The following is a 19,679-nucleotide window of genomic DNA, read 5'->3' as shown; positions in this document are numbered from 1 at the left end:
ATGACGCTAGTTCGAAGCGATTCTCCGCCGCGACGGGACCGCCTGGCTGAGCTCTTGGCGATACTCGATCGGCAGCACTTCTCGTTCCAGGACCTCGGGATCGTAGGTGGTCCACGTTTCTTTGATCCGGCTCGCGTAAACGCGGCGCATCACGTGCATGTCGCGCCAGTAGCTGACGTAGGCGTCTTTGCTCCAATCGCGCTGCGGCATTTGCCCAGGACTTTTGATCAATCGCCAGGCGCGAACCTGGAAGCGGCCGTGTGAACTGTCCCAGTCATAAAAGATGAGCTGGTCGATTACGTGCCTTCCTTGTTGATCGTACAAGTGGTTGACCTCAATCAGGTCGACCTTGTCGACAGCAGCCGTTTCCTGGGGAGCGGCGCCAGCGATGGCGAGCGTCAGAATGCTCGCAGCGATGAGACTAGTCATGCTCGTTTCCTTTCATCCATCCATGGTTGAGGGATATACCCCTCGCCCTGTTCCGAAGCGGCGAAGGGTCGGCGAGTCGCTTGCGACGTAATGCCGCAGGCAGAGCAGTCCTAAGGCGAAATCTATGCCAATTCGCTTGCGGAGTACCGAAGAGTGGTCGTTACCTGATATCAGGTAATACCTTGCGGAAAATAAGAAATCCGAAATCTAGGGCTCTAGCACTATCGAGGAAATTGATAGTGCGCACGTTTTTCGCTGGTCCGAAGCAGAAATGCCTAACCGCTGCGCAATCACCCATCCACGTTCTGGCATAAAACGGGTCGAGTTTGGCAATAAAAAAAGGAGAGCCGTAAACGGCTCTCCTCTCAACTTTACGGTTTGCGGTCCGCCTTACGATTTTGACGAATCTTCGTCCGGCATCCGGACCATCTCGACCTGCTCACTTTGGCCGCTTGCGTAATGAACGAGCACCGGAGTTTCCGCTTTGGTCAAGCTTTCCAGGTCGGTCTGGAAGGTGACGGTCGTGTTGTCGCCGATCTGCCATGCGACCTGCTGCGTCTTCAAATCGACGGCGCCGTGGACGGTTTGGCTGTTGCCGGTCTCTGCGTGATAGTAGGTGCCGGCGATGTTCCCCGATTTGCTGACCGCCAATTGGATCAGCATCTTAGAAGAAGTCGCATCTTGGCCGTCGACGATCGCATAAACGCCCAGCGGCATCCATTGCTGGCCGTCATCGGCGTTCGGCTGCGGCGCCGAAGAAGCCAACTGCGACGCGTCAGTCGCTTGTTGCGCGGCGTACGTCTGCTGATCTTCGACGGTCGTTCCTTCGGGGTAGTAGTACGAATCGCTATAGACATAGGTGGTCGGAGTCGCGGCCGCGCCGATCATCCAGCCGGTCACCGCGCCAAAACTGGCGGCCGCCCAAGCATCGGCGTGCGGATATTGATAATGCCATGCGTTGGGGTGAGCGCCGTACCAGCCGTTGGAGAAGGGACGGGGCCCGTTGTTCCAATAGCCGTTCATGTTGTTGTAGATCTGGCCGCCGCGAGCATTCACGTTCACGTGATTGTTGTTCACGTTGACGTTGTTGATGTTGTTGTTGCGGATGTTCGTATTGTTGTTGCGAACATCGACGTTGCGGTTGTCCAGATTCCGATTGTTCAGATCCAGATTGTTGTTATTCAAATCGCGGTTGGCCGGGTTCACGTTGCGATCAGTCAGGTCACGATTGGTCGGATTGACGTTCCCTTTGCCGCCGTCGATTCCCAAAAAGTTATTCAGCTGGTTGTTGTTGGGACGACCATTGCCAGCCGGATTGCGACCGCCAGCAGCGCCGTTGCCGCCGAACTTATCGAGGTTGCCCCCTTCCAGGGCGCTCGACAAACGTGAGTTTCCGCCCAGGCTTTGCGGGCCGCGATCCCCGCCGCCAAACGGACTGTTACCGGCCATCGAACCATTTCCAGCCGGGCCATTGCCGCCGCCAGCGCGACTTCCCAGATTTTGGCCGCCGTTGAAGTTACCCCCGCCAAAGTTTCCGCCGCCAGGCGAAGGACGGTTGCCGCCGCCAGCAGGGCGAGCTCCACCGCCTGCACCGCCGCGCGCACCTCCGCGAGCGCCGCCGCGGGGACCAGCTTCCAACGTCAGGGGAGCGATCAGTAATAGAGCCAACGTAACGGTCGAGAGCGATATAAGTCGCGACATAGCGGTGAATTCTCCAAGACGAAGCAGTCAGTATGGGACGCCGCGAATCGGGCGTCTTCCACCTTCAACATGGCATGTAAATCGAGACGTCGCGGGAGAGGAGAGGGAGGAAGTGGCTGGGCGCGCGGCATTCAAGCGGGTCGAATTGCGTTAATCGAAGCAACCGTTACAACCGACGAGCGGCCGCTTACGCTTTTGGCGAACGATAAGGATTGTCGCCGTCGACCACTTCGGCTTCGATCAGCTCGGCGTCGTCACCGAGATTCGACGTTTCGATCGCGGTCGTGTACCACTCCAGCATCTCTGCGGCGAACGATTCGCCGGCGATGGGATCCGTGAACGCCGATTTCGGGATGACAAAGGCAATCGCCGGCAAGACGTCGCTGACGTAGATCGCGTCGGCGTTGTGCGTAATCTGGGCCAGGGCTGGCCAACGGATCGCCAGCACCATGAGCCGATTGTGGGCGACCATGCCTGGCGGCGAAATACCAATCGTTCGCGGCTCTAAAAGCATCTCCGGAACCCGCCAACGATTGATGATTTCACGCAACTTGAGCAGGGCCCGAAAAGTCAGGATCACCGCCGAGACCGTCGCCATGGCGAGCGCGAAGAACCCCAGCCAAGGCGAAAAGGCAAGCGGCGCGCCGTCCTGCCAATGCGTCCTAGAGGCGATCACGGCGAGGATGACATTCATGAAACCGGCGAACAAAAACGTGGTGAAATAGCCCAGCCAGGAGGATCGCGGGGATGTCGCCCCAGGATTCATCGCGTGCGCCCAATCGCCGATCGTGTTTTGATACGAAGTTGTGCGCCGCAGATTGTGCGACCAATCCGGTAAGAACGCTGCGAGATCATGGACCAGATCCGCGACCGGTTGGTTGACCGCTGCGGCGTGATAGGCGAGCGCCGTTTGATAAAACTGCTCGGCCGTTTGGACAGAATCAAAATCACGGTCGGGCACAATGTAGGCGCGGTTCAGCGGTCGCGTCAGGATGATCGCGCCCTCCACACGCCGCACCGATTTCAAATAGGGCCATGCTTGCCGCGATCGATATTCGGCATGTTCGGTTTCGATAAACTCGGGCGTAATTCGCAGACGAATGCGGCCCGGTTTGACGGGGATCTTGCGGAAGAATTGCAGCGTCTGCCAAAGGAGTCGCGCGGCGAATAGCACCGCCGCTAATAAGAGGCCCATGCCGATGATGAAGTGGTCGGATGCGAGAAAAATCAGAATCGCCGGCGCCGTCGCACCCAGGACCAAACCGGGGGACGTGATCAGTAGTTCGGCGATGGTCGGCCAGGGCAAGACGCGAGTCATGTACCGAATGTCTTCCGGCGCGTTTTCGTATTCGACTTCCATGGAGTTGCCGATGATGAGCTGCTAGGTTCTCGAAAACGGTGCGCCATTCGAAGGCGTCATTGTCGCCGACATACGGTCGCGACTCAAGCTTGCGGCGAACGGAACGGATTCTCGCCGTCGACGGCGTGGGCTGCATCGTTGGCCGCTTCTTCTTCGGCGACGGCGAAGGCCGCTTGACGCCACTGGATGGCCTCGTGCGCGAAGTGTTCGGCTTGGCCGAAGGTGGGAAACGCGCGCTTGGGCGCGATCTGGCAAATGTGGACGGAAGATTCAAGAAAATAAAGGAAGCTTGTGTTTTGCAACACGGCTTCCAATCCAATCCACTTGGTGCAATGGATCGCGAACGGCGTTAACGCAATGGCGCCGATCGGTGAAATGAAGAGCGTTCGTCTGGCGAGCCATTGCTCTGGCACGTCTTGCCGCCGGCCTCGCTCGCTCACGACCAGAGCCAGCGAGATCGAACCGACATACCAAAAGGCGGCCGAAGCGACCAGGCAAAAGGCTTTGAACCCGATGTGATTGATGGTCCACGCCATATACAGCATCACGACGCTGAGAATCAGAAAGATTACGTACTTCGAAACTCGCGTTCCCATGCTTTGCCAGGGAGACTCGTAGGCGCCAAACTGCATCGCGTGGGCCCAATCGGCGCGAGTGTTCTGATATTCGACGCTCAGCCCGGCGTCGCGCGTCCAGGCGGAGAAGAAGTCGTCATCGTACAAACCGATCGCCGGCGACGTTGTCTCTAGAGCTTCTTTGCGATACTGCTGCGCCAATGCGGCGAACTGACGCATCTCGCTGGACGATGCGAAGGCCCGCTTGGGGATGACGATCGCTCGGTGCGGATCGGGGTAGATCAACACGGCTTCACGATTCTCGATCACCTCTTCAATATGGGACCAGGAGAATCGTGCTCGATGATTGTCCCCTGCTTCTTCAAGAAAGTTGGGGGTTAGTCGTACACGGAATCCGCCGCTGGGGAAGATCGCAGCAGCCGGTAGTTGGAACAGATAGCGAGCGTAACGGTACAAAGCGCTATAGTAGGCGATCGCAATCATGCCGGCCACCCAACGAAAGTCGAGCAGCAGCGCCGGAATCACGCCGGGAACGCCGATCAATACGCCGCCGACGATCAGCAGCACATTGTTTCGCCAGCGATGCTGAGGCGCTTCTTCAGGGCCAAACGCGTCCGCATCTTCATCGCAATATTGAAACTCAACTTCCATGGCGCCGACAATCTCGCGTGAGGGGAGCGACTCGGGTTCTAATCGTCACAGAGTTCGGCCTCCATCATTTCATTTGAAGGGAAGTTCTCATTCGGCAACTTGCCAGCGGCCTCATGCCATCGAACGGCCTCGGCCGCGAAATGCTCGGCCTGCTCGGTGGAAGGAAAAGCAGATTTCGGAATGAGGAAGTCGGCGCCGCCGACATCCGTGGGAAAGCAAATCAAGGTGGGGCCGTGAATGATGCGATCGTACGTTTTCCAACTTCGGCAAAGGATCAAAGTAGGAGTGTGCACGATCGCCCCGGCTGGCGAAATCGTGACCGTTTGCTGCATTAGCCACTTCTCCTGCACCATCGATCTTTTTTTGAATTCAAACGCCATACACATCAGCGGAATGGAGCCGGCATACCAGAAGATTGCGGAAAAGATCAAAGCGAAGACCAAAATTCCGTTCCGTAAAAATTCGGGGAATAGGAACAGGACGTTGGGGATCAGCAACCCCAGCATCATGCTTAAGCCAAGGCAGCTGAATAACTGCTGGAATCGCACCCAATCGCTATCCCGCGGCTTCGCATCGACGCCATATTCCCAAACGTACGCCAAGTCAGCACGCATGTTTTGATAGGTCACGCTGGGACCTGCGACGCTCGTCCACTTGGCGAAGTAGCGGTCATCATCCAGGCCTATTTCGTGGGAAGGAGATCGAATCGCGGCTTCACGATATTGCTGGGCCAAGGCGGCGAATTGACACATCTCGCCCACGCTGGCGAAGGCGCCGCGGGGAATGACGTAAGCTCGGTGCTCGTCCTGAACGATCAGCAAAAAATCGCCGGTATCCGTGACGCCGTCGATTCCGGCCCACGCGACTCTTTCGCGGCCATTGTCGGTCGATGATTCTACAAAGTTGGGCGTCAAGCGAAGTCGGACGAGCCGACTCTCGCCGCGCAGCAACAAGACTTGGTTCCACAGCTGTCGACTAGCTTTGAAAAGAATGAGCCCAAACAAGATCAGGATCGTACTTGCTAAAAGAGGGCGCCCAATCACATAGGCAGGTATTACGCCGATGATCCCCGTCAACGCGCCGGCGATGATCACCAACCAAACGGCTCGTTTCATTTGCGCCGGAGTTCGCGACGAAGGAATGGCCCAAGCATCTTCTGGCCGCTGTACAAATTCAACTTTGTCCATCGCCCTCGCCCAATAATTGACTACAGCTTCAAATACTCGCGGGCCTGTTGGACCACTTCTTTCAAGCTGCCGGGCTTAAACGGATTCTTCAAGCCGGCGCTGTCGACCAAACCGGAGAACGGCATCGTGCCGCCCCGTTTGCAGAGGTCGACATAGTCTTGCATCGCGGTGGCGAAATCGCGCTCGGATCGAACCCAAAACTGCAGCGCACAGCATTGGGCCAGCGTGTAGTCGATGTAATAAAACGGCGACATGTAGATGTGCCGCTTCTGTTGCCAACGGCCGCCGCTCGATACGTGCGGCATGTCGCCGTAGTTGGTGTCAGGCAGATAGAGCCGTTCCATCTCTTGCCAGATCGCGTGACGGCGCTCCGGCGTCGCTTCGGGCTCGGCGAAGATCGCATGCTGAAAATGATCGACCGCGACGCCATACGGCAGGAACAGCAGCGACGTCAGCAGATGGATGCGACGGAACCGCTCGGCTGCGTCGCCAAAGAACAGCTCCATGTGAGGCCACGTGAGAAACTCAAGACTCATCGAGTGAATCTCGCACGCTTCGTAAGTGGGCCAAACATGCTCGAGCAGCGCGGCGCCGTCAAAGCTGCTGTAACACTGGAACGCGTGTCCCATCTCGTGCGTGAAAACTTCAACGTCCCCTTTGCTGCCGTTGAAGTTGGCGAAGATAAACGGCAGCTCTTCGCTCGGCAGACTGGAGCAAAATCCGCCGCCTGCCTTCCAGGGGCGAATCTTCAGATCGAGGAGGTTTTTCTCGCACATTAACTGGAAGAACTTGCCCAGGTCGGCGTTCATATCATTGAACATCTGCTGCGCCAGCTCGATTTGCTTTTCGTACGAACCCTGCGGAGTCGGGTTGCCGGCGCTGTCGAACAGCCCTTCGTCCCAGAACATCAAGTCCTCGAGATTGAGGGTATCTTCCTGCGTGCGATGGATCTCGCGGCAGAGCGGGACGACATGCTCGCGCACTTCTTCGCGATATCGCGCGACATCTTCCGAGCCGTAGTCGGTCCGCGACATGCGGCGATAGGCGAGTTCGACAAAGCTGTCAAAGCCCAGCTTTTGCGCGACGCCATGTCGCAGCGTGACGAGATCGCCGTAGATCTGATCCAGCTCGACTCGATTCGCGGCGAACCATTGCCAGACCGCACGGGCGGCGCCGTAGCGCACTTCGCGATCGGCATGCTCTTCGAACTTTGAGATGCTGGAGAGATTGTATTCTTCTCCCTGAAATTCGACCTTCGCCGACGCGGTTAGCTCGTTATAGCGCGAGACCAGCTTCGACTCTTGCACCAGATCGTCATGGATGCAGGGATCAAACGTGCTATTTTGCACTTCCCACAGTTTGAACGCATGGGCGCCGAAGATTTCTTCCAGACGGGGCCGCAGCGGCGTTTCGACCAGCTTCTTTTGAATCCGCACGTTCAGTTCGGTTAGCTTCGGCGCGATTTCGTCCCGATAGTCTTGCGCCGCTTTGAAGTCTGGATCATGCGTTTCTTGATTGAAACGGATTTCGACCAGATTGCTCCACGACTCGAGTCCTCGCCGGATCTGGTCCCATTTGCCAACTACCGCGCGCAGCGCATCGTCAGACGGATTGGGGCTCGCCAATGCGATGTCGAGCTCTTGTTCGAGCGTTGCATACTCTGCCGTCACCGCATCTAAAGTGGGGTTCGGAAGGCAGTAGTTCGAAAAATCATCCATGGTCGAAAACTGGGGGAGGTAGGTCGGCTCGCGGAATCTTCTCACGCTCGGCTCAACGTAACCGCCGACCGGGAGTGCGTCTAGCGGCGAAGAGCAGCAATGCCATGGGGTTTCCGGCGCAAGTCTGTTCCATTGTTTCGTTGACTTGACGCTGCGCCGCGTTCAAGATAGATGGACGGCACAGAGTAGGCGATCCGGCTTTCTGACCGTGAAGACCCACCCCGAGAAATCTCATGGCCGAAGAATTCTACCTGAAAGCAACCGAAAATGCGCCGGAGACCGGCCCGTTTTCGTCGAAGAAGATGCGGCAACTTGCCGCCGCTGGGCAGATTACGCCCGAGACCCTCGTGCGGCGGGGGGAAAGCTCGTGGGTTCATGCGACCAGCGTGCGTGGATTAGAGGTTCCTACCGGTTCGGCGCCGCTATCGCCGCCGCCTTCGGAGGATGTCGTTCCGATGGGGATTCCGGTAACTCCCTCCGATGGAGTCGTCTCAGCGATTCCCGCTGGGCCGGATGACGATCAAGGGATCTCCCTTTCGCCGCGGATCGCCGATCCCACCGGCGCGACCAGCGAAGCGCAAGTACAGCCTCCTACGGTGGAGTCGCGTGCCTTTGATGAAGATACGCCGACCCCGCCGTCGATCACCGCACCGCCGCCGCCTCCGCCGGCTCCGCCTACCGCGCAAGTCGCGACGGCTGTCGAAACCAAGGGCAAGTCGGAATCGTCCGAGATCTCAGAGATGATTGCGGTCACTCCGACCGACAAAGCGGAAGGAAAAGCAAAAAAGAAGAAAGCGAAGCATCGCTCCGCGCGGTCCTCCTCGGACGAAGCGAAGTCTGGCGGCGGAATCGGCGGGCTTTTCAGCTTTCAGACGATGATTGCGCCGACGGTCGCCAAGGTTGTCTATTACCTTTGCCTGGCGCTGATTGTCGTGGGTTGGCTAGGCGGCTGCGTCGCCGTCCTGATCGCCGGCTTGGTCGCCGGCGACGCGATCGGCGCCATCGGGGGCGCCATCGGCTTTTTCTTCATCGGCGGAGTCATGGCGCTGTTGTACATTCTCGGGCTGCGAATCAGCGCCGAGGTGGTGATCGCCTTCTTCCGTGCCGCCGATGACTTGGCCGCGATCCGTGCTCATCAAGAAGAGAAGCCGTAGCCGTCGAAAACGCGTCCCTACCAAGCAAGAGAAGCGTGCAACCATGGCACGCTTCTTTTTTTCGCGCCGCGAAAAGCGGACGAATCATGGGGACTTAGCTCTTCGGCTCGACGATCTTCGTATCGAGCTGGATCAACGTCGTGCGGATGTTGGGCGAGGACTGTTTGGACGAACAGCCGCCGCAACTGCTTCCGCAGCCTTCTTTTTCTTCGCGAACCGTACGCCACATCAAGATGGCGATATACAGGCCGCTGCCGGCGATGAAGAGCAAAACGCCGACGTTCTGCAATACGTCTGACATGCTTGCGCCTTGGGAAATGGGGATGTCCGAGACAACTCCCATTATACGGAGACAATCGGCGTTGTGGTGAAAAAAGCCGCGATTCGATAGACAATAAAGGCGCCACAATACGCCAGTAAGGTCATGTAAACAAAAGTAAATATCGGCCATCGCCAAGAGTTAGTTTCTCGTTTGATCACCGCTAAAGTCGCTGCACACTGGGCGCAAAGAGCGAAAAACACCATTACCGACAAAGCGACCGGCAAATTATAGACAGGGCGGTCAGTTCCGTCCCAAGTCGCCGATTTCAGCTTCTCGCGCAGCGGAATGGACGCTTCGTCTTCCTCTCCCCCCAGGTCGTAGATCACGCCGAGGGTACCAATAATCACTTCGCGCGCCGGAAACGACGCGATCGTCGCACAGCCGATTCGCCAATCCCAGCCGAGCGGACGGACGACCGGCTCGACCCACTGCCCGGCTCGGCCCAGAAAGCTGTCGCGCAGGTAGGCGCCGGCGATGTGATGTTCCAGGTCCCCTTGCTCCGCTTCCAGTTCCTCGATTTGCGCCGGCTCAGTCGCTTGCGCCAGTTCCGTTTCGACTTCGGCCAGACGCGGCGTCCAAGTCGCGACGGCGGCATCGTTATGCGGATAGTAAGCGGCCGCCCAAACCAACACGCTCGAAGCGAAGATCAACGTGCCAGCGCGATAGATGAATGACCAGCCTTTTTCAAAGACGCGCAAGCCGACGGTCGTCAGCGAGGGCCATTTGTACGACGGCAACTCCATCACAAACGGCGGCGTCGCTCCACGCAGTAATGTCTTCTTCAGCACCAAAGCGACCAGCACCGCCGCGAAGATCCCCACCAGGTACATCCCGGCAAAGGTCAGCGCGTGCGAGTTGAGCAAGCCGCCGGCGAACGAATAGTACGGGACGAACGCCGCGATCATCACCACATAAACCGGGATCCGCGCCGCGCAGCTCATCAGCGGCGCGATCATCATCGTGGTCAAGCGATCGCGGCGGTTCTCGATCACGCGTGTCGCCATCACGCCGGGAATCGCACACGCGAACGACGACAACAGCGGAATAAACGACTTGCCGCTCAGACCAACGTTCGAGAACAAGCGGTCCATCAAGTAAGCGGCCCGGGCCATGTACCCGCAGTCTTCCAGGATCGCGATAAAGAAGAACAAGATGCAGATCTGCGGCAGAAAGACCAACACGCCGCCGACGCCGGCAATCACGCCGTCGACCAGCAGGGAGCGAAATGGACCTTCCGCCATGCTGTCGCCGACCAATCCGCCGATGGTTTCAAACAGCCACTCGATCCCGCTCATCGGGACGCCGGCGATGTACTCGCTAAAGACCGCGGTGAACACCGTTAGCATTAAGATCGCGAAAAAGAACGAGCCCAAGATGGGGTGCGTCATGACCCGATCAATCCGGTCGGAAAGCGGCGGTGCGACCGGCTTGCGCTGCACGACGCCGTTCAGCGTTTCGCGCACCCACGCATAACGCGACATCGCTTCGACGGCGGGAACCGGAACGCCTGATTCCTTCAGGCGCGCTCGGGCCTCTTCAATCGTTTGGTGGAAATTGTCCCCACCCAGCTCCAGTTCTTTTTCGAGATAGCCGCTCGTATCCAGCAGCAAACGCTCGACCAGATAGCGGGGCGCCGAGACGTTGCTCGCGACCATTTTCCCTTGCAGGCCGGCGACTTCTTCGCGAAACGCCGGTGGAAAGGGGCTCGTGTACTCAGGCGGCGACTGGGCTGCGATATGGGCCAGCGCTTCGCGCAGTTGCTGGACTCCGGCGCCATGATTGGCGCGGGTCTCTAGCACGGGAACGCCGAGACGTTGCGCCAACAGAGGAGCATCGACGGTCACCCCTTTGTCCTGCGCGACGTCGATCATGTTCAGCGCGACGATCGTCGGCAAGCGGAGCTCCAGCACCTGGCTCAAGATATAGAGATTGCGCTCTAGATTGCCGGCGTCCAAAATCACCAGCACCGCTTGCGGTTTGCGTTCGGCCGGCAAGCGGCCGAGCAGCACGTCGACCGCGACCATCTCGTCGGGCGATCGCGGAGCCAAGCTATACGAGCCAGGCAAGTCGATCAACTCGATCGATTTGTCGCCGATCCGAAACGTGCCGTGCTTCTTTTCGACCGTCACGCCGGGATAGTTGCCGGTCCGCTGCCGAACGCCGGAGAGCGCATTGAACAGCGTCGACTTGCCGGTGTTCGGATTGCCGATCAAAGCGACGGCGATCGACTGGGTCTGCTGCTCTAGCGACATAGAAATCAGGAGGGATTCGCGGAAAGAGTTTTAATCGGTAAGCAGCACGCGCGACGCTTCTGTTTTTCGTAGCGACAACCGATACCCGATCAGTTCGATCTCAATCGGATCCCCCAGCGGGGCACAGCCGACGATCGTCAGTTCGACCCCCGGCACTAGACCCATCTCGAGCAAGCGAACCGCGATGTCATCGTCACCCTCAATCGAGTTGACCGTAACCCGATCTCCAACTTGGACGGCGGATAATGACTTCATGCGACGGAAGCGACCGGCTGAACAAAGATTTGCAGGTGGTCACATTCACGAAAACAAAGGGTCGATCCAGCCACGCGCACGATGCAAGGACTCCCTTGCTGGACGACCTGGACAACGACTCCGGCGCTCAACCCCATCTCGGCCAAGCGCTTGACGTCGTTCTGGTCTCCCAGAACTTCAGCAATCTCGGCCGATTGGCCGATCGGAAGCATGTCGAGTGGCATCATGTCAGGCGGTGGGGGCTTGTTGGTATTGAGATTAGATCTCAGGTCACGAGACTTAACTTTACCCGCTGGACTAGCTCGATGCAAGGCATTGCAGTCGTAATGGGAACGGAGGGGGAGATTGCGATGACGAATGTCGAAATCCGAATGCCGCAGGAATGACGGGAGTGGTGAATGACGAATCCGGTTCTCTACCAAGGCGCTGCTACTTCCCGATATTGATTTTGGCAATTGCCCAGAAGGTTCGAATAGACAGGGTTGGACCGGACCGCCACGCTTTTTTTTGAGTCCAGCGATCCAGAGCATTCGACATTCTGGTTGCGACGTTCGAAATTTCCCCACGTTGGATCGGACAGGACCGGATCGGACAGGACCGGACAGGACCGGACCGCCGCGCGTTTTTTTTGAGCCCCGCGTTTCGCCGTATTCGGCGTTCAGATTTCGACATTTTCCCCTGCTTGGACCGGACAAGCCATGCGCAAAAGGTATCTAGGCGAACGATCAACGGTCGAGTTCCCGACCGCGCAGCAGTCTCCGCTCGCGGCGGTCTTTGCTGACCGCCGATCGATTCATCCCCTATTCCATCCGCAAGTCGTGCGTTTTGTCGAGAGATAATGTTTGTCGCCGAGCCAACCCAATTCGAGCGATTCGCGGGGGCTGTTCGCCCCGCTGGCGATCCTCCTTCGCCGCTCGAAAAAACAGTGGAAGTTCGCGTTTGGTAGGTGCTAGAATCGAGATCGCTAGCAGGGACATTGGTTCAGCCAACAACCAAGGACAACCACAAATGAGCGGCGATAATGAAACGCCCAACGAAATGATCGGCGGCTGGATCGCCGCGATCACGATCATCCTTCCTTCCATGATTGTCAGCGGCTTTATGCCCGAGTGGAACGCGCTGCCGTATTTCGTCTGGCTGGCGATCGCCGGCGCCGGCGGCGCGGTTGGCGCTGCGATCTACACGCTGCGGTGGATCCACGGCGGCATCGGCGGAGCGGTGATGGGAGTCGGCGCCGTTGTGGGCGTCCACGCCTATGTCATCCTCCGTTCCATGCTGATCGACTCCGGCAACTTTTTTAGCTTGGAACTGCTGATTGGCGCCGGGCTGGGGGCGCTGCCTGGGCTCGTGTACTTGTCCTTTGTGGCGTCTGCGTCCGACGATTGAGCCGGCGCAACTCGGCTCTTATCCGATTAACCACAGATAGCACAGTCCCGCGAGCAAGACGACATGCATCGCGACGATTAGCCAGTAGACGAGCAGGAAGGAGAGTTTCTGCGTCTTGTGCCGAAAGAACTGCTGCGCGGCCCACGCTCCTGGCCAGCCGCCGCTGAGCGCGAGTAGTTGCAGCGTGTTTTCAGAAATTCGATGTCGACCCAACTGGGCACGCCGTTTGTCGATGCCGTAGGCGACGAAGGTAACGCAACTCACTACCGAGACCAGCAGCGCGTAGAAGATCAACATTTATCATTCGTTTTGGGGCTGGGGTCGCTCTAGTTAGAAAACGCTCACCCATCTTAAAGCGGCGTCTCATCCTCTGTCTATCGCTTCTCTCCCCATCAGCCGCACGGCTGATGGGGAGAGAAGCCGGAGAGAAAAACGACTATTTGTTCAGCTGGCTAAACAGCGCTTTAGTTACGGTTTGAAAAGCGCAAAAAAAGAAGGCGGCTTTCTGGGAAAGCCGCCTTCGCGTTATCGCCAAGTTTCAGACAGGCGCGCTATGCGCGTCTATCCGCTCTTGTTAGTTATCGCTGCTGCGACGATCGCTTTGCTGCGACTGTTGCGAGTCTTGGCCCTTCAGTGTCCGCTTGGTCGCTTCGCGAATATCGACACTGCGATCATTGACCCGAATCACCTCGGCGATAAGGGCTTCTTGATTATTCATTTTTCCCTGGCGGGCCAACATCTTGATCTGCGTTCCCTTGTGAATATCAAGATCGGTGATTTCTCGACTCGGTCCCAAATTCACTTGTTTGTCGCCGTGATCCTTAGTCTTGACCGTGGCGATCAAAAATTCGCCGTTGCGACCTTGGAAGGTCGTCTTCCGCGTATCTTGAACTTCGCCTTGATAGCGCGAGAGTCCGCGTTGTTGCGGCAAAGGATTATCGATGGAGCGATCTCCGGCCGAGACATGGCTCGCTAGTACGACCTCTTGGCCGTCAATCCGAGCACGAACGCCGGAGGCTTGCAGCTGATCCCCTGTTTGCAGATCGAGCTGCTGAACTTTGCTCTCCTTGCCCAAGCAGACGGTCTTCGTTTCGCCTTGGTCGGTGCTGATCTTGGCGACTACCTTTTTCTCTTTGGAGCTGATCAGCGACTTATGCTCTAAGCTTTTCACCTTTCCCGCGACGTGCACTTTTTTGCGCTGCTCCAGCTTGGCTGACGCCTGACCGTTTTGGCCAGATTGAGCGCGGGCCCGACTTGCTTTCCGGGCGTTCTCCAAATCAAACAAGTAGATCGTTTCGACAGCGTCATACTTTCCGTCGCGATCGTAATCGGTTGCAATCTGGGCCCAGCCGTCCAGATTGACCCGATACTGAGTTTGGTTGTCGCTCGGGCGGTTTTGATTCGCGGATTGCTCCGTCGCTTGGTTGGGGTTGGACTGCGAACGTTGCTCGCGCAGATCATCTTGTTGCGAGATATTGTCGCTACGTCGTTGATTGTCGTTAAGTTGAGCTTGCGCCAGGGAGGTCAAACCAAAAGTCGCCGTCAGGGCTAGCGCACCGAGTTGCCAATTTTTCCAATGCATGATTGTTACTTTCTTTGAATAAGTGAGTTAAGAATGGTTTCATCAAGGGTTGTCGTCTCCGTTTTCTGCAACTGAGCCGACAGCTGATTACCAGTCCCACCACGAATCGGTGGAATAATCGTCGGTAGATTGGTCGACCTGCTCTTCGACCTCCTCGACTTGCTGCTCACTAGCCTGTTCCACCTGTTCGACTTCTCGCTCGGTGGCCCGCTCGACTTGGTCGGCTTGCCGCTGAGCGGCCCGCTCTGCCTGTTCAAGCGGTTGCCGGCTAGCTCGCTGTTCCTGGCGTTGTTGGTCATTGTCCTGCTCGGTGAATTCTTCCCACCAGTCGCTGCCAGAAAGGCTGAGATTAACTTCTAGCCAATTTTCAGAAGCTTGATTGCTCGGCTGGGCGACTTGTTGATTGCCGGCGCTTGGGGTGTTGTTCGCCTGCCGATTAGGGCTAGAAAGGCTCACATCTAATTTCCACCAGTTGTCGCTCCAATCTTGGTGCTCGGACGATTGAGCTGCGTTATTCGTCCTGCTCTCTTCGTTGCGGTTGTTTTCTTGGTTGGTGACTCCACGCGAATCGTCACTTTGTCCAGCGTCTTGCGCATGGGCCGTCAGCGGCGCGGCGCCGCCAGCCAGCAACAATATGAGAAGTGAAAGTCTTGCCCTCTTTAGCCAGTTCATCTTTACCTCCTAAGGGGTTCACTAAGGAATAAAACAGAATGCCTCCTGCTACTTGCAATGACGGGGCGCCGCAATCTGCGCTATCTCGCAGTATCGAATGACAATCCCTTTATTCGCTTCGAGACGCGGACGAAAGAATGCAGAGCGTTCGGCGGCAATCGCATTGCTTCGTCAGGAAGGAAGCCGCAACAACTATGCCAGTTGCGGAGTTCTTCGTCGCAACTGGAGCTCATTCGTAGCGACGCACGCTGCTCTGTGCGGCGATCTATTGTCTCTATGCACAAGATGCAAAGAGCATGATCGCGTTCCGAGAAATCGGAGGAGAATTTAACACTTCGAAAGTTCGATGGCTTACGATAGGCGTCGGCTTTGGTTTTTGGCCCACCATGTTGAAGGGATGGAAACCACTTCGCCACAGGCTGGCGGTTTGGATGCAAAGTGAATCGCTGGGGCGGCGCCGTCCAACTGCCTCGGGTTCTGGAACTGCTGACCGGCGGTTAGAGCTCGGATTGGATAAGCGGCGATTCTGGTAGCTTGGCGCCTTGGCCGAAGCACTGGCTAGAAGCCGAGTTCTATGTAGGCAGTGAGCTGCCCCAACGACCGGCGCTAATTTTAAGTTGCCGGATCAGATTCGCTTGCTCCCCCCGCCCGACGAAATGGCTGGAGTGGGCAACCGCGACAGCCGCGAAGCTGGCGCGGCCCATCACTTTGCTTACTTCGCTTGGAGTTCGAGCGTCACGTCGTTGTCGTACTCCGGCGCCACGTCGACGGTCAACTGAGACGTCTTGGCGTTTTTGTATTTTGCCGGGATGACATCTTCCGTGCGGGAGCCGGTTTGCCCGTATTTATCTGCGGGAAGTGGGATATCCTTGGTCTTGCTAACCGTGACGATATAGGGACCTTCGGGAAGACCATCATGCGGTGGATAGGCACGAGCTCTAAACTTCCCTTCGGCATCGGTCATCGCCGAGCCGGCGACTTCACCCTGAGTGGGGTTGAACACGACCACCGCATCGGTCAGCGGCTGACCGTCGTATACGACCGTTCCGGTAAGAGGATAGAGCGGAGGCGTGCCCTCGGGCAAATCAGGTTTCTGGGTGCATCCAACGAAAGCAACGGCGATCAAGAATAGAGTTGCATGGATGGTGTTCATGTCGTTGATTTTAAAAAGAGTCCCAGATAAAAACGGCCGAAGCGAACCGGATCGCGGCGGATCGATCAATCACCTTCGTGAAATTTGCCTAAGGAAGCTGCTTCGATTCGCCGCCGCTTCTCGTGCCAAGAGCGCCCCAGACGCCGTAGGGCGACTGTCCCCCGTCGTCTCGTGCAGGCGCCGTCGTTGACTGATCGCCGGTATTGATGGTCTCGGTGATGAAACTGACGGAACCATCGGTGAAGCAGCCCAGCACTCCACCGGGGTGTCGGCTGCTCGCGGCGAACATTCCTGGTTCGTAGTGATCTTTGGTTCCGGTGAAGCAGGAAGCGCCGTTGGGGGGCGTGATCGTATTGAACCCGGCGAAGATTTCGCTGCCGTCAAAGATGCGAAAGCCGCGGTTGGCGCCGCTGGACCAGCTATCGGCACTGTATTTATTCGAAGCGCTGGTGCTAATGCTCGCTGTACAAGCGGCAGGATTCGTGGCCGTCGTATTCGAGACCATGCCCAAGCTCCGCTTCTCGATACCGCGGGCCAGTTCTGAGAAGGCCAACGTGTTCGAGGAGCCATCGGTGCAGTCGCGGAAACCGTACCAGGTCATGTAGGCGAACATCCCGCGGGACGTACGGGGGACGGCCGGATTGGGGCGGTTCGTCGTTTCACAGATGCCAACAGGGCTATCGCCGCTACAGAGAACATAGTTCGTGACTCCGGCGGCATTCTGCCCGTTGGGATCCTTTCCGTCAGGAGCGATTTCCGAGTCCGAGGGGCAGAGCATCGCACCCACCCGAATTTTGAACGGATCGTTCCACACGAATATTCCTCGCAGGTTGTCATAGAGGGCCTGCTGCTCCATAAACGGCAGCAGGAAAAACGTCCCAGACAGACGCGATACCTCTCCACCGGTGCCCGGCGCACCCGTCCCGGAGGACCGAGCCGGAAAGGCGCCAAACGTGTCGTGATAATTGTGCAAGGCAATGCCGAGTTGCTTCTGATTGTTGCTGCATTGCATGCGGCGGGCAGCCTCTCGAGCTTGCTGTACGGCGGGAAGCAAGAGAGCGATGAGGGTGCCGATAATTGCGATCACTACAAGCAATTCAACGAGCGTGAACGCAGAAACGCGCCGTCTCGGAACCGACCTGTTCATAGAATGGATCCTTAAGAGCGTAAGTAACACAAGAGATACGCTACGATGGAAAAAGAGGAACTTATACCGCCACTGTAGCCAGGAGCAACCGCAACACAAGGGGGAAAGCTGACCCCGCGGCTGTATTTTGGATTGGTTTTGAAAAATTCTAACACCGGCAAGGGGAGATCATCCTGCCTTGTCGGTAAAATATAGTGCTCCTCATTACCGTGGTTCAAGAGGGAACCATGCGGCGAACGGGATCGACGATGCGTTGAAATGGATGACAGTCGGCGGGGGCGGCGCCGGCTTACGCTTTCTTCTTAGCGTTGATCTTACCCTCGCCGCGCCGCTTCGATTGCGGCGACGTCGATCTTTTTCATTGTCATCATCGCGTTGAAGGCTCGGCCTGCTTCTTCGCCGCCGGCCGCCAGAGCGTCGGTTAGAACGCGCGGCGTGATTTGCCAAGCCAGGCCCCAGCGGTCTTTGCACCAGCCGCAGGCGAGTTCCGTGCCGCCGTTATCGAGGATCGCGTTCCAGTAGCGGTCGGTTTCCGCTTGATCGTCGGTCGCAATCTGAAAGGAGAAGCCGTTGGTAAACCCTGGGCCGCCGCCGAGGGCGAGACAGGGGATGCCTACGACGGTGAACTCCACCGTGAGCACGTCTCCCTGCTTGCCGCCGGGATAATCACTGGGAGCGTGGTGAACGGCGGTGACTTGGCTATCGGGAAAGGTAGCGGCGTAAAAGTTCGCTGCGGCCAACATGTCTTCTTTGAACCACAAGCAGATCGTGTTCTTGGGTTTCATCTGGGGATGGTCCTTGGTTGAGATGCTTGCGTTAAAGCCTGGGCAAAGTCAGACGAAATGTTGATGCACACACCGCGCTAGCGCTCTATTCGGCAAAAAATTGTAGCCCGAGTCGCGAGCCGAGTGAAACCGCTCGGCGATGCTGAAACCGTTGGAAGTATCCGGCCGCATTCCCGCGGCTCGCGCCTCGGTCTACGGTTGAAATTAGATCTTCACCTTGCGGCCTTTGATGACGGCTTCGGTTTGTTTGTGGCACAGGACCAGCGCGTCGGCGGCGGTTTCTCCGGCGAGGATATCGGACGGCGTGCCGGTTTCGATCGACGTGGCCGCTTCTTTCATCTCGGCGATGAACGCTTCGACCGGGTCGCCGCCGGCGAGCTTCGGCTGCTTCGATTTTCCCTTTTTGGGGATGACCGTCAGCGGCATCGAAAGGACCGGTTGGTCGTCGATCACGCAGAAGTCGAACAGCAGCGTCGCTTTTTCAAAGTGAATCTCAAAGCCGTGGGCGAACGAGCGGCTCGGCTGGTCAATCACGCCGGCGTTTAGATTGACGACTAAGCTGCGGTCGGCGAACTCGAACTGCGAACTGACATATTCGACGACGTCGCCGCGCATTCGACCTTGGCTGGTGACGGCGGTCGGCATGCCGAACAGCAAGCGAATCCAATGCGAGTCATGAATCTGCAGGTCGACCATCGGGCCTCCCACTTTCTCGGCGTCCCAAAAGCCGTCGACCCAAGTTGGATCGGAGATCGACCGTTTGAAGCTGCCGCCGAGCAGTTTGCCATACTGACCGCTGCGAGCCGCTTTCAGCGCGAAGTTGTACTCGGGGAAAAACGGCAGCGAATGCGCAGTCATCAGCAGCTTGCCGCTCTTTTGCGACGCTTTGACCATGCGTTTGGCGTCGGCCGCCGACACGGCGATCGGCTTTTCGACCAGCACATGCTTGCCGGCTTCGAAGGCTTGGATGGTGAAGTCGGCATGAATCGCCGGGGGCAAGCAAAGGTCGACCATATCGATTGAATCGTCGGCCAGCATCTCTTCGTAGGTCGTGTAGGTCGCGACTCCCTTCAGATCGATCTTTTCGCCGGGAGGACCAAAGTTGCCTTTGATGCCGCGCCAGTCCCCTTTGAGCCGTTTGGGATCGCGCGAGCTGACGGCGGCCAGTTTCATCGAACGAACTTTTTGGTAGGCCAGATAGTGAATCCAGCCCATGAAACCGACTCCGACGATGCCAACGCGAATCATAGTCTGTTTGCTCCTGATGCAGTTTTCGTAAATGGTTTGCGGCCGCGCGATGCGAAAAGCGGCGCGGCGTTCTTGGTTATTTTTGAAGTGGCGAACCGTTGA

The 19,679-nt window shown here is 57.5% G+C and carries 19 protein-coding genes; 2 read left to right on the top strand and 17 right to left on the bottom strand.

Annotated features, from left to right (window positions below; all coding sequences use genetic code 11):
- Positions 1 to 6: 6 nt before the first annotated feature.
- The 6 genes from DSM3645_RS26515 to DSM3645_RS26485 all read right to left on the bottom strand — a co-directional run bounded on the left by DSM3645_RS26515 (position 7) and on the right by DSM3645_RS26485 (position 7,621).
- Positions 7 to 429, bottom strand: a complete 423-nt coding sequence (locus tag DSM3645_RS26515; RefSeq protein WP_002655751.1) for a hypothetical protein — start codon at positions 427 to 429, stop codon at positions 7 to 9.
- Between the two features lie 390 nt (positions 430 to 819).
- A complete protein-coding gene (locus DSM3645_RS26510) occupies positions 820 to 2,130 on the bottom strand; it encodes a hypothetical protein (RefSeq protein WP_002655750.1) in 1,311 nt (436 codons plus the stop codon).
- Positions 2,131 to 2,317: 187 nt separating this feature from the next.
- Entirely contained in the window at positions 2,318 to 3,490 is a 1,173-nt protein-coding gene (locus DSM3645_RS26500) for a YcxB family protein (protein WP_002655749.1), read from the bottom strand.
- An 83-nt stretch (positions 3,491 to 3,573) separates the two neighbouring features.
- On the bottom strand, positions 3,574 to 4,716 hold the full coding sequence (locus tag DSM3645_RS26495) for a YcxB family protein (protein ID WP_002655748.1): 1,143 nt from the start codon (positions 4,714 to 4,716) through the stop codon (positions 3,574 to 3,576).
- Between the two features lie 38 nt (positions 4,717 to 4,754).
- Entirely contained in the window at positions 4,755 to 5,903 is a 1,149-nt protein-coding gene (locus tag DSM3645_RS26490) for a YcxB family protein (RefSeq protein ID WP_002655747.1), read from the bottom strand.
- Between the two features lie 20 nt (positions 5,904 to 5,923).
- A complete protein-coding gene (locus DSM3645_RS26485) occupies positions 5,924 to 7,621 on the bottom strand; it encodes a M3 family oligoendopeptidase (protein ID WP_002655746.1) in 1,698 nt (565 codons plus the stop codon).
- Between the two features lie 233 nt (positions 7,622 to 7,854).
- Here DSM3645_RS26485 and DSM3645_RS26480 point away from each other — a divergent pair, with 233 nt between their 5' ends.
- On the top strand, positions 7,855 to 8,775 hold the full coding sequence (locus tag DSM3645_RS26480) for a DUF4282 domain-containing protein (protein WP_002655745.1): 921 nt from the start codon (positions 7,855 to 7,857) through the stop codon (positions 8,773 to 8,775).
- Positions 8,776 to 8,869: 94 nt separating this feature from the next.
- Here DSM3645_RS26480 and DSM3645_RS30755 read toward each other — a convergent pair whose 3' ends face one another.
- Genes DSM3645_RS30755 through DSM3645_RS26460 form a run of 4 tightly spaced genes read right to left on the bottom strand, consistent with a single transcriptional unit; the run spans position 8,870 to position 11,831 of the window.
- Positions 8,870 to 9,076, bottom strand: coding sequence for a FeoB-associated Cys-rich membrane protein (locus tag DSM3645_RS30755; RefSeq protein WP_040353040.1), 207 nt, complete (start codon positions 9,074 to 9,076; stop codon positions 8,870 to 8,872).
- Positions 9,077 to 9,117: 41 nt separating this feature from the next.
- Positions 9,118 to 11,349: a ferrous iron transport protein B gene (gene feoB / locus DSM3645_RS26470; RefSeq protein ID WP_002655743.1), complete on the bottom strand. Its 2,232-nt coding sequence runs from the start codon at positions 11,347 to 11,349 to the stop codon at positions 9,118 to 9,120.
- Between the two features lie 30 nt (positions 11,350 to 11,379).
- Positions 11,380 to 11,604, bottom strand: a complete 225-nt coding sequence (locus DSM3645_RS26465; RefSeq protein WP_002655742.1) for a FeoA family protein — start codon at positions 11,602 to 11,604, stop codon at positions 11,380 to 11,382.
- Positions 11,601 to 11,831 (bottom strand): FeoA family protein, encoded by a 231-nt coding sequence (locus DSM3645_RS26460; protein ID WP_002655741.1) that lies wholly within the window; start codon positions 11,829 to 11,831, stop codon positions 11,601 to 11,603. The genes DSM3645_RS26465 and DSM3645_RS26460 overlap by 4 nt, the downstream gene beginning before the upstream one ends.
- 781 nt (positions 11,832 to 12,612) lie before the next feature.
- Here DSM3645_RS26460 and DSM3645_RS26455 point away from each other — a divergent pair.
- A complete protein-coding gene (locus tag DSM3645_RS26455; RefSeq protein ID WP_002655738.1) occupies positions 12,613 to 12,990 on the top strand; it encodes a hypothetical protein in 378 nt (125 codons plus the stop codon).
- A gap of 18 nt (positions 12,991 to 13,008) precedes the next feature.
- Here the strand turns inward: DSM3645_RS26455 and DSM3645_RS26450 are convergent, their stop codons facing one another.
- From DSM3645_RS26450 to DSM3645_RS26420, 7 genes are all read right to left on the bottom strand, one after another.
- Positions 13,009 to 13,287: a DUF1294 domain-containing protein gene (locus tag DSM3645_RS26450; protein ID WP_002655737.1), complete on the bottom strand. Its 279-nt coding sequence runs from the start codon at positions 13,285 to 13,287 to the stop codon at positions 13,009 to 13,011.
- A gap of 277 nt (positions 13,288 to 13,564) precedes the next feature.
- The gene (locus tag DSM3645_RS26445; RefSeq protein WP_002655736.1) at positions 13,565 to 14,572 is read right to left on the bottom strand and encodes a hypothetical protein; all 1,008 of its coding nucleotides are present in this window, start codon (positions 14,570 to 14,572) and stop codon (positions 13,565 to 13,567) included.
- 87 nt (positions 14,573 to 14,659) lie between these two features.
- The gene (locus DSM3645_RS26440; RefSeq protein WP_131282848.1) at positions 14,660 to 15,244 is read right to left on the bottom strand and encodes a hypothetical protein; all 585 of its coding nucleotides are present in this window, start codon (positions 15,242 to 15,244) and stop codon (positions 14,660 to 14,662) included.
- 712 nt (positions 15,245 to 15,956) lie between these two features.
- Positions 15,957 to 16,397: a carboxypeptidase-like regulatory domain-containing protein gene (locus DSM3645_RS26435; RefSeq protein WP_237564942.1), complete on the bottom strand. Its 441-nt coding sequence runs from the start codon at positions 16,395 to 16,397 to the stop codon at positions 15,957 to 15,959.
- Between the two features lie 88 nt (positions 16,398 to 16,485).
- Positions 16,486 to 17,544 (bottom strand): DUF1559 domain-containing protein, encoded by a 1,059-nt coding sequence (locus DSM3645_RS26430; protein WP_040353039.1) that lies wholly within the window; start codon positions 17,542 to 17,544, stop codon positions 16,486 to 16,488.
- Positions 17,545 to 17,858: 314 nt separating this feature from the next.
- Positions 17,859 to 18,329, bottom strand: a complete 471-nt coding sequence (locus tag DSM3645_RS26425; RefSeq protein WP_002655731.1) for a VOC family protein — start codon at positions 18,327 to 18,329, stop codon at positions 17,859 to 17,861.
- Between the two features lie 204 nt (positions 18,330 to 18,533).
- The gene (locus tag DSM3645_RS26420) at positions 18,534 to 19,577 is read right to left on the bottom strand and encodes a Gfo/Idh/MocA family protein (RefSeq protein ID WP_040353416.1); all 1,044 of its coding nucleotides are present in this window, start codon (positions 19,575 to 19,577) and stop codon (positions 18,534 to 18,536) included.
- Positions 19,578 to 19,679: the final 102 nt, after the last annotated feature.

The organism is Blastopirellula marina DSM 3645 (genome assembly GCF_000153105.1).
Lineage (GTDB): Bacteria > Planctomycetota > Planctomycetia > Pirellulales > Pirellulaceae > Blastopirellula > Blastopirellula marina.
This window is presented reverse-complemented; position numbering and strand designations above follow the sequence as displayed.

Excerpts from the sequence above, each read along its gene's own strand:
- DSM3645_RS26435 (WP_237564942.1), bottom strand. The coding sequence starts at position 16,397 with ATGAACACCATCCATGCAACTCTATTCTTGATCGCCGTTGCTTTCGTT.
- DSM3645_RS26465 (WP_002655742.1), bottom strand. The coding sequence starts at position 11,604 with ATGAAGTCATTATCCGCCGTCCAAGTTGGAGATCGGGTTACGGTCAAC.
- DSM3645_RS26480 (WP_002655745.1), top strand. The coding sequence starts at position 7,855 with ATGGCCGAAGAATTCTACCTGAAAGCAACCGAAAATGCGCCGGAGACC.
- DSM3645_RS26445 (WP_002655736.1), bottom strand. The coding sequence starts at position 14,572 with ATGCATTGGAAAAATTGGCAACTCGGTGCGCTAGCCCTGACGGCGACT.
- DSM3645_RS26425 (WP_002655731.1), bottom strand. The coding sequence starts at position 18,329 with ATGAAACCCAAGAACACGATCTGCTTGTGGTTCAAAGAAGACATGTTG.
- DSM3645_RS26485 (WP_002655746.1), bottom strand. The coding sequence starts at position 7,621 with ATGGATGATTTTTCGAACTACTGCCTTCCGAACCCCACTTTAGATGCG.
- DSM3645_RS26510 (WP_002655750.1), bottom strand. The coding sequence starts at position 2,130 with ATGTCGCGACTTATATCGCTCTCGACCGTTACGTTGGCTCTATTACTG.
- DSM3645_RS26460 (WP_002655741.1), bottom strand. The coding sequence starts at position 11,831 with ATGATGCCACTCGACATGCTTCCGATCGGCCAATCGGCCGAGATTGCT.
- DSM3645_RS26490 (WP_002655747.1), bottom strand. The coding sequence starts at position 5,903 with ATGGACAAAGTTGAATTTGTACAGCGGCCAGAAGATGCTTGGGCCATT.
- DSM3645_RS26450 (WP_002655737.1), bottom strand. The coding sequence starts at position 13,287 with ATGTTGATCTTCTACGCGCTGCTGGTCTCGGTAGTGAGTTGCGTTACC.
- DSM3645_RS26420 (WP_040353416.1), bottom strand. The coding sequence starts at position 19,577 with ATGATTCGCGTTGGCATCGTCGGAGTCGGTTTCATGGGCTGGATTCAC.
- feoB (WP_002655743.1), bottom strand. The coding sequence starts at position 11,349 with ATGTCGCTAGAGCAGCAGACCCAGTCGATCGCCGTCGCTTTGATCGGC.
- DSM3645_RS26440 (WP_131282848.1), bottom strand. The coding sequence starts at position 15,244 with ATGAACTGGCTAAAGAGGGCAAGACTTTCACTTCTCATATTGTTGCTG.
- DSM3645_RS26455 (WP_002655738.1), top strand. The coding sequence starts at position 12,613 with ATGAGCGGCGATAATGAAACGCCCAACGAAATGATCGGCGGCTGGATC.
- DSM3645_RS26430 (WP_040353039.1), bottom strand. The coding sequence starts at position 17,544 with ATGAACAGGTCGGTTCCGAGACGGCGCGTTTCTGCGTTCACGCTCGTT.
- DSM3645_RS26495 (WP_002655748.1), bottom strand. The coding sequence starts at position 4,716 with ATGGAAGTTGAGTTTCAATATTGCGATGAAGATGCGGACGCGTTTGGC.
- DSM3645_RS26500 (WP_002655749.1), bottom strand. The coding sequence starts at position 3,490 with ATGGAAGTCGAATACGAAAACGCGCCGGAAGACATTCGGTACATGACT.
- DSM3645_RS26515 (WP_002655751.1), bottom strand. The coding sequence starts at position 429 with ATGACTAGTCTCATCGCTGCGAGCATTCTGACGCTCGCCATCGCTGGC.
- DSM3645_RS30755 (WP_040353040.1), bottom strand. The coding sequence starts at position 9,076 with ATGTCAGACGTATTGCAGAACGTCGGCGTTTTGCTCTTCATCGCCGGC.